The organism is Streptomyces sp. NPDC058145 (assembly GCF_042884245.1).
Taxonomy (GTDB): domain Bacteria; phylum Actinomycetota; class Actinomycetes; order Streptomycetales; family Streptomycetaceae; genus Streptomyces.
Map to the genome: position 1 here is coordinate 1 of NZ_JBHVUH010000050.1, position 6,219 is coordinate 6,219.

4 protein-coding genes are annotated in these 6,219 nt (G+C 70.9%); all 4 read left to right on the forward strand.

What is annotated here, in order from left to right; translation table 11 throughout:
- The coding region (locus ACFVVO_RS39235) for an alpha-glucosidase C-terminal domain-containing protein (RefSeq protein ID WP_390061666.1) at nucleotides 1–476 on the forward strand (476 nt) is incomplete at its 5' end.
- Complete coding sequence (treS, locus tag ACFVVO_RS39240) at nucleotides 473–2,173, forward strand: maltose alpha-D-glucosyltransferase (RefSeq protein WP_390061667.1); 1,701 nt, start codon at nucleotides 473–475, stop codon at nucleotides 2,171–2,173. The genes ACFVVO_RS39235 and treS, both read left to right, overlap by 4 nt.
- A 94-nt stretch (nucleotides 2,174–2,267) precedes the next feature.
- A complete protein-coding gene (locus ACFVVO_RS39245; protein ID WP_390061668.1) occupies nucleotides 2,268–3,713 on the forward strand; it encodes a maltokinase in 1,446 nt (481 codons plus the stop codon).
- A gap of 92 nt (nucleotides 3,714–3,805) precedes the next feature.
- The gene (glgB, locus tag ACFVVO_RS39250) at nucleotides 3,806–6,049 is read left to right on the forward strand and encodes a 1,4-alpha-glucan branching enzyme (protein WP_390061670.1); all 2,244 of its coding nucleotides are present in this window, start codon (nucleotides 3,806–3,808) and stop codon (nucleotides 6,047–6,049) included.
- Nucleotides 6,050–6,219: the final 170 nt, after the last annotated feature.

Sequence of the window (6,219 nt, forward strand, 5' to 3'; positions counted from 1 at the left end):
ACTCCGAGAAGTACCAGCTCAAACACCGGGACTGGGAAGCCGCCGCACGCGAGGGCCGCACCATCGCCCCCCTCATCACCCGGCTCAACACCATCAGGCGGGCGAACCCGGCCCTGCGGCAGCTGCGCGACCTCCACTTCCACCACGCCGACAAGGACGCGGTGATCGCCTACTCGAAGCGGAGCGGATCGAACACGGTTCTGGTGGTCGCCAACCTCGACCCCCACCACACCCAGGAAGCCACGGTCTCGTTGGACATGCCGCAACTCGGCCTGGAATGGCACGAGTCGACGCCGGTGCGCGACCTGCTCACCGGCGACACCTATCACTGGGGCAGGGCCGGCTATGTACGCCTCGGTCCCGGGGGCGCCCATGTGCTGGCCGTCGGCCGGGAGTTCGAGGAACGTCCACCGGGTGAGCACAGCCAGGTTCTGCGACCGTCCACCCCGCCGACCGGAGGGTCACCCACCATATGATCGTCAACGAGCCGGTCCCGGACACCTTCGAGGACACTCCCGCCAAGGACCGGCATCCGGATTGGTTCAAGAGCGCCGTCTTCTACGAGGTCCTGGTCCGCTCCTTCCAGGACAGCGACGGTGACGGCATCGGCGACCTCAAGGGCCTGACCGCCAAGCTCGACTACCTCCAGTGGCTGGGCGTCGACTGCCTCTGGCTGCCGCCCTTCTTCAAGTCCCCTCTGCGGGACGGCGGTTACGACGTCTCCGACTACACCGCCGTACTGCCCGAGTTCGGTGACCTCGCCGACTTCGTGGAGTTCGTGGACTCCGCGCACCAGCGCGGCATGCGCGTCATCATCGACTTCGTCATGAACCACACCAGCGACCAGCACCCGTGGTTCCAGGAGTCGAGGAGGGACCCGGACGGGCCGTACGGGGACTACTACGTCTGGGCCGACGACGACAAGCAGTACCAGGACGCCCGGATCATCTTCGTCGACACCGAGGCCTCCAACTGGACGTACGACCCCGTACGCAAGCAGTACTACTGGCACCGCTTCTTCTCGCACCAGCCGGATCTGAACTACGAGAACCCGGCCGTGCAGGAGGAGATGATCTCCGCGCTGAAGTTCTGGCTGGACCTCGGTATCGACGGGTTCCGCCTGGACGCCGTGCCGTACCTGTACCAGCAGGAGGGCACCAACTGCGAGAACCTGCCGGCGACGCACCAGTTCCTGAGGCGGGTCCGCAAGGAGATCGACGCCCAGTACCCCGACACGGTCCTGCTGGCGGAGGCCAACCAGTGGCCCGAGGACGTGGTCGACTACTTCGGCGACTACGCCTCCGGCGGCGACGAGTGCCACATGGCGTTCCACTTCCCCGTCATGCCGCGCATCTTCATGGCCGTACGCCGCGAGTCCCGTTACCCGGTCTCCGAGATCCTCGCCAAGACCCCCTCGATCCCGTCGAACTGCCAGTGGGGCATCTTCCTGCGCAATCACGACGAGCTGACCCTGGAGATGGTCACCGACGAGGAACGCGACTACATGTGGGCCGAGTACGCCAAGGACCCGCGGATGCGCGCCAACATCGGCATCCGCCGCCGCCTCGCCCCCCTGCTCGACAACGACCGCAACCAGATCGAGCTGTTCACCGCCCTGCTGCTGTCCCTGCCCGGCTCGCCGATCCTGTACTACGGCGACGAGATCGGCATGGGCGACAACATCTGGCTCGGCGACCGCGACGCCGTCCGCACCCCCATGCAGTGGACCCCCGACCGCAACGCGGGCTTCTCGTCGTCCGATCCGGGGCGCCTCTTCCTGCCCACCATCATGGACCCGGTCTACGGCTACCAGGTCACCAACGTCGAGGCGTCCATGTCGTCGCCCTCGTCGCTGCTGCACTTCACCCGCCGCATGATCGAGATCCGCAAGCAGAACCCCGCCTTCGGCCTCGGGTCCTACACCGAGCTGCAGTCCTCGAACCCGGCGGTGATCGCCTTCCTGCGCGAGTACGAGGACGACCTGGTGCTGTGCGTGCACAACTTCTCGCGGTTCGCACAGCCCACGGAACTGGACCTCAGGCAGTTCACCGGACGCCATCCGGTCGAGCTGTTCGGCGGGGTGCGGTTCCCGGCCATCGGTGAACTGCCGTACTTGCTGACCCTCGCGGGCCACGGCTTCTACTGGTTCCGGCTGCGCCGGGACGCGGCGTAGTCCCACCGGGTGGGGCGGTCGGCGGTTTCCACCGCCCCACCCTGGGCACGCAACACTCACACCCCGACGATCCGGGGAAAGGAACGTGACGCCCATGGCGGAAACGGTCACCCCCTTCGGCACCGACCGCACGACCGGCCACCTCCTCACATCGCTCGATCCGCTGCTGCGCGAGTGGCTGCCCAGGCAGCGCTGGTTCGCGGGCAAGGGACGTCCGGTCACCGGGTTCACCCAGGTGGCCGTCACCGAACTGCTGCCCCCGGACGGCCGGCTGGGCCTCTACCACCTGCTGCTGCGTGTCCACCAGCCGCCCGTGCTGGGCGCGCAACCGCACCCCGGCGACTGCTACCAGCTGCTGATAGGTGTGCGCGAGGCGCTGCCGCCCCGGCTGGCGCTCGCGCTGATCGGGCATGTGGAGCAGGGGCCGCTCGCCGGACGCACGGTGTACGAGGCCCTGTACGACCCCCGGCCCGCCGAGGTGCTCCTGGAGGCCCTGCGCACCCGGGCGCGCATCGGCGGGCTGCGGTTCGAACGGGACCCGCACCAGGAGATCCGGGACGGCCTCGTACCCCGGCTGATGACCGCCGAGCAGTCCAACTCGTCGATCGTGTACGGAGATACGTTCATCCTGAAGCTGCTGCGCCGGGTGGTCCCGGGGGTCAATCCCGACCTGGAGATACCGCTCGCCCTGGCCGGCGAGGGCTGCGACCGGGTGCCCGCGCCGACGGCGTGGCTGCTCGCCGGGCCGGACCCGGAGCCGTACGTCCTGGCCGTGCTCCAGCCGTTCCTGAACGGCGCGGACGACGGCTGGGAGCTGGCGCTGCGCGAACTGGCCAAGGGCGAGGACTTCGTCGCCGAGGCGCGGGCGCTCGGCCGGGCGACCGCCGAGGTGCACACCGCGCTGGCGCGCGCCCTGCCGACGGTCACCCTGGGCCAGGCCCAGCTCCGGCTGCTGGTGCACGGCATGACCGAGCGGCTGGAGGCGGCGGTGCGGGCGGTGCCGGCGCTGCTGCCGTACGAGCACGGGCTGCGTTCCGCCTTCGCGGCGCTGGCGGAGCTGGCCGCCGAGGGGCACACCTGGACCGCCCAGCGCGTCCACGGCGATCTGCACCTCGGCCAGTGCCTGCGCTCACCGTCCGGGGATACCGCCCACGCGTCGAGCGATGGGGCAGCCTGGTCGCTGATCGACTTCGAGGGCGAGCCGGCCCGGCCGCTGGCCGAGCGGCGCATGCCGCATCCGCCGGTGCGGGACGTCGCCGGAATGCTGCGCTCCTTCGACTACGCCGCCCATTCGGCGAACCCGCCCGCGCCGGACTGGGCGCGACGCTGCCGGTCCGCCTACTGCTCCGGGTACGCGGAGGTGGCGGGCCGCGATCCGCGCACCGACCCGGTGCTGCTGCGGGCCTACGAGACCGACAAGGCCGTCTACGAAGTCGTCTACGAGGCCCGCCACCGCCCCGAGTGGCTGCCCGTGCCCCTCGCGGCGGTCCGCCGCCTCGCCGCGTCCGACCCGACCCTCGCCCGGGAGAACCGTCCGTGACGTCCAAGAAGCCAGCCACCTCGAAGAACAAGTCAGGCAAGAGCAAGACGGACAGGAGCAGGACGGACAGGGCAAGGAGCGACAGGGCCGCGATCCCGGCCGCCCGCAGGCCCGAACCGCCGGACCGGCCGGGTCCGGCGGAGGTGGCGGTCTCCCCCGCGATCGACGCCGGTGACCGCGAGCGGCTGCTGCACGGCACGCACCACGCCCCGCACTCCGTGCTCGGCGCCCATCCGGTCCCCGGCGGTGTCGCCTTCCGGGCCTTCCGCCCCTACGCCCAGGCGGTCACCGTGGTCTCCGGGGACCTGCGGACGGAGTTGCACGACGACGGTGACGGCTTCTTCTCCGGGCTGCTCCCGCTGACCGACGTCCCCGCCTACCGGCTGCTCGTCACCTACGACGGTTCCGTCCACGAGACGGAGGACGCCTACCGCTTCCTGCCCACGCTGGGCGAGCTGGACCTGCACCTGATCGGCGAGGGCCGGCACGAGCAGCTGTGGCGGGCGCTCGGCGCACACATCACGACGCACGAGGGGGTGACGGGCACCCGGTTCTCGGTGTGGGCGCCGAACGCGCGGGGCGTCCGGGTCGCCGGGACCTTCAACTTCTGGGACGCCGGGGCCTTCCCGATGCGCTCGCTCGGCTCCTCGGGCGTCTGGGAGCTGTTCGTGCCGGGTGTCGGCGAGGGCGAGCTGTACAAGTTCGAGATCACCCGCCCGGACGGCTCGCGCACCCTGCGGGCCGACCCGATGGCCCGTCGCACCGAGGTCCCGCCGGCGACCTCATCCGTCGTGCACGCCTCGCGCCACGAGTGGGAGGACGCGCAGTGGCTGGAGCGGCGTGCAGGCACCCCGGTCCACGAGGCGCCGTTCTCCGTGTACGAGGTCCATCTGCCCTCCTGGCGCCCGGGTCTGACCTACCGGCAGCTCGCCGAGCAGCTCCCCGCCTACGTGACGGAGATGGGCTTCACCCATGTGGAGCTGATGCCGGTCGCCGAGCACCCGTTCGGCGGTTCCTGGGGCTACCAGGTCACCGGTTTCTACGCGCCCACGGCGCGCCTCGGCACCCCGGACGACTTCAAGTACCTGGTGGACCGGTTGCACCAGGCGGGCATCGGCGTCCTGATGGACTGGGTCCCGGCGCACTTCCCGCGCGACGCGTGGGCGCTGGCGGAGTTCGACGGACGGCCCCTGTACGAGCACCACGACCCGCTGCGCGCCGCCCACCCCGACTGGGGCACCCTGGAGTTCGACTTCGGCCGGCGCGAGGTGCGCAACTTCCTGGTGGCGAACGCGGTGTACTGGTGCGAGGAGTTCCACATCGACGGACTGCGCGTGGACGCCGTCGCCTCGATGCTCTACCTCGACTACTCGCGCGAGCCCGGTCAGTGGACGCCGAACGAGCACGGCGGCCGGGAGAACCTGGACGCGGTCGCGTTCCTGCAGGAGATGAACGCCACGGTCTACCGGCGCTGCCCGGGGGTGGTGACCATCGCGGAGGAGTCGACGGCGTGGGACGGCGTCACCCGCCCCACCCACCACCGCGGCCCGAGCGGCTTCGGCGGCCTGGGCTTCGGGCTGAAGTGGAACATGGGCTGGATGCACGACTCGCTGCAGTACATGAGCCATGAGCCGGTGCACCGCAGCTACCACCATCACGAGATGACCTTCTCGATGGTGTACGCGTACAGCGAGAACTACGTGCTGCCCATCTCCCACGACGAGGTGGTGCACGGCAAGCGCTCGCTGGTGTCGAAGATGCCGGGCGACTGGTGGCAGCAGCGCGCCAACCTGCGGGCCTACCTCGGCTTCATGTGGGCACACCCGGGCAAGCAACTGCTCTTCATGGGGCAGGAGTTCGCGCAGGGAGCCGAGTGGTCCGAGGCGCACGGCCCCGACTGGTGGCTGCTCGACCCGTCCTACGGCGCCGAGGGCGACCACCGGGGCGTGCGGAACCTGGTGCGGGACCTGAACGCCAACTACCGGACCACACCGGCCCTGTGGCAGCGGGACACCGATCCGGCCGGCTTCCAGTGGGTCACCGGCGACGCCGTGGAGGACAACGTCTTCGCGTTCCTGCGTCTCGACGCCGAGGGGAATCCGCTGCTCTCGGTGTCCCATCTGGCGCCGGTGGTGCGGCACGACTACCGGATCGGTGTGCCGGAGGACGTTCCGGCGTGGGTGGAGGTGCTGAACAGTGATGCGGGGCGGTACGGCGGGAGTGATGTCACCACTCCGGATGCGGTCAAGCCGGAGCCGCAGGCCTGGCACGGCCATCCGGCGAGCATCAGGCTGACGCTGCCGCCCCTGGCGACGGTGTGGCTGCGGCCGGCGTAGGGTTCTCGCCCCCGCCGCCCCTACCCGTCCCGTCACCAGGGGCTCCGCCCCTTCGACGGGTGGGGGGGGGGGGGGGCCCGCGGCCCCCCCCCCCCCCCCCCCCCGGGGGGGGGGGGGGGGGGGGCGCCGCCCCCGGGCGGGGGGGCCCCCGGCCCCCCCCCCGGGGCGGG